Origin of the sequence: Streptomyces sp. NPDC048479 (assembly GCF_040651435.1) — a bacterium.
Classification (GTDB): domain Bacteria; phylum Actinomycetota; class Actinomycetes; order Streptomycetales; family Streptomycetaceae; genus Streptomyces.
This window is the reverse complement of sequence record NZ_JBEZKA010000108.1, coordinates 1-2,110: the sequence shown is the minus strand read 5'-3', so window position 1 is coordinate 2,110 and position 2,110 is coordinate 1. Positions and strand designations below refer to the sequence as shown.

The 2,110-nt window shown below is 67.6% G+C and carries 1 protein-coding gene and 1 pseudogene; both read right to left on the bottom strand.

Annotated elements, in window-relative coordinates; translation table 11 throughout:
- Positions 1-102: 102 nt before the first annotated feature.
- Positions 103-1,332 carry an IS110 family transposase gene (locus AB0D12_RS41210; RefSeq protein ID WP_362695204.1) on the bottom strand — a complete coding sequence of 410 codons (1,230 nt, stop codon included), beginning with the start codon at positions 1,330-1,332 and terminating at the stop codon, positions 103-105.
- A gap of 685 nt (positions 1,333-2,017) precedes the next feature.
- Positions 2,018-2,110: pseudogene (locus AB0D12_RS41205) on the bottom strand (transposase); the annotation flags it as partial.

Sequence of the window (2,110 nt, the reverse complement as noted above, 5' to 3'; positions counted from 1 at the left end):
GCCGCCCGCTGCCTGCCCCTAACCCTCCGCGATCATGCCCTGCACACCAAGAAGCCCCTGCTCTCGAACAGGGACTCCCTTTGCCACGACGCACTCAACCTGTCAAGCAGCTGCGGCGAGAGCGGTTGGGAAGGCCGTGTCTTCATCGAACAGCGTGTGGTGCTGGAGGCAGTGGTAGAGCTGGCCGAGCATGCGGTTGAAGAGGTTGCGCTGTGCTGCGGCATGCCAGTCTCCGTGGTCGTCGCGGCGGCGCCGGTAGTGGGTCTTGGCGCCGGGCGAGGCGGTGATGGAGGCGAAGGCCCAGAGGTAGCCGGCTGCGTTGAGCCGGTCGTTTTTGACCCACCGGCGGGTGATGCTCGACCTCTTGCCGGAGGCCCTGGTGATGGGCGAGGCACCGGCGTATGCCTTCAGACCGCGGGCGTCGGCGAAGCGGGCCTTGTCGTCTCCGATCTCGGCGAGCACCCGGGCGCCGAGCTGGACGCCGAGGCCGGGGAAACTGAGGATGATCTCAGCGTTCGGGTGCTGAGGGAAAGCCTCTTCGACCGCCTCGGCGAGGTCGTCGGCGGCAGTGCAGGCGGCCTCCAACTGGACCAGGAGCGCGAGCATTTGCCTGCCCAGCGCGTCCTCGACCAGCGACGGCTGATGAGCGTAGTCGTCGCGGAAGACGCCACGGAGCCGCTCAGCTTCGGGTGTGATGCCCCGCTTGCGGCCGGCCCGCTTGAGCGCGGCCTCCAGCTGCGCGCGGCTCAGCTGCGTGGCCCGCGTTGGCGTCGGGGCCGCCCTCAAAAGCTCCCGGGCCTCAGGCCGGCACAAACCGTTGCGCCAGGGTTCGAAGGCCGCCAGGGCGGCCGGGTGGTACTCCCGCAGCAGCGAGCGGAGCTGGTTGGACAGCTGCTGCCGGTTCCAAAGTGAGTCCTGCTGAGCACGTGCGAGGACGGCGATGGCCCGGCCGAGGTCGCTGTCGTTGGGCAGTGGCCGGTGGGCGTGCAAGTCGGTGCGCAGGATGTTCGCGAGCACCAGGGCGTCGCCGGGGTCGGACTTCTTGCGCGAGACCGAATGCCGGTCACGATAGCGGGCGGCGGCCATCGGGTTGATCGCGAACACCTGCCGCTTGCCGGTCCGCAGCACGGCGACAAGCAGGCCCCGCGAGGTTTCGACCGCGACCGGGATCGGGGTCTCCTCGCTGTCGCCGTACTCGACCAGCAGGTCCAGCAGGATTCTGTAGCCCGCCGTGTCGTCGGTGATGTGTCGCTTGGCCAGTAACTGGCCGCTGTCGTCGACCAGGGCGACGTCGTGTGTCCGCTCGGCCCAGTCGATGCCGCAGTAGATCAAGATGTTCCTCCCCTTAGTGCTGTTTACGCTGGTCACGAGCTCATGCGGAACCACGCGGCGACCTAATCCCAGGACTCAGCACGAGGGCCGGTCCGCCACCTCAGTAGCCGTTCGTGGCACCAGCTCACCCCACGGACCTCGGTCTATCCGGGAGCTCAGACGGCTCGGGCTTCACAAGAGGTCACCATGCAGCGGGCTCGCACCACCAACACCAACGAGTGATCAAGGTGCGAGTGTTGACGCTCGACGGCCCTGGACGGCACCGATCTTCGTCAAGGCATTCATGCCGTGAGTAGGGCAGGCGTACGTCCAGCACCGACGAACATCAACATCCGCACTGTGGTGACGGCCGAGAAGGCGCCGAACGCCGCGCGGTCTACAGCGAGGCGTCAAAGCCCGGCGTGATTCAGGCATCCGCTCGGCGCCCACGGGACCACCACCATCCGCCTGGTGGCGGCCGGGGAGGCGTCGAGACCCGCGCGATCTCCTTAGAGGCATCTCATGCCCGGATTACGGAAGGCGTCGCCTCGGCACCGGCCCGACCGCCACCGCCGCGAGCACCAAGGCGTCGCACCGCTCTGCAGGAAGGCATGGCCTGCCGGGCTGAAACAAGATGTCGACGTCCCGGTACTCGAACAGATCCGAAGAGCCGGAGCTTCACGGACCCGTTGCTACAAGGGGATTAGACGCACTTCAGTGCGGCCTGCTCGTTGGGGAAGTGGCCGCGGGCCTTGACCGCCCGCCGGATCCGGGCGTTCACGGACTCGATTGCGTTGGT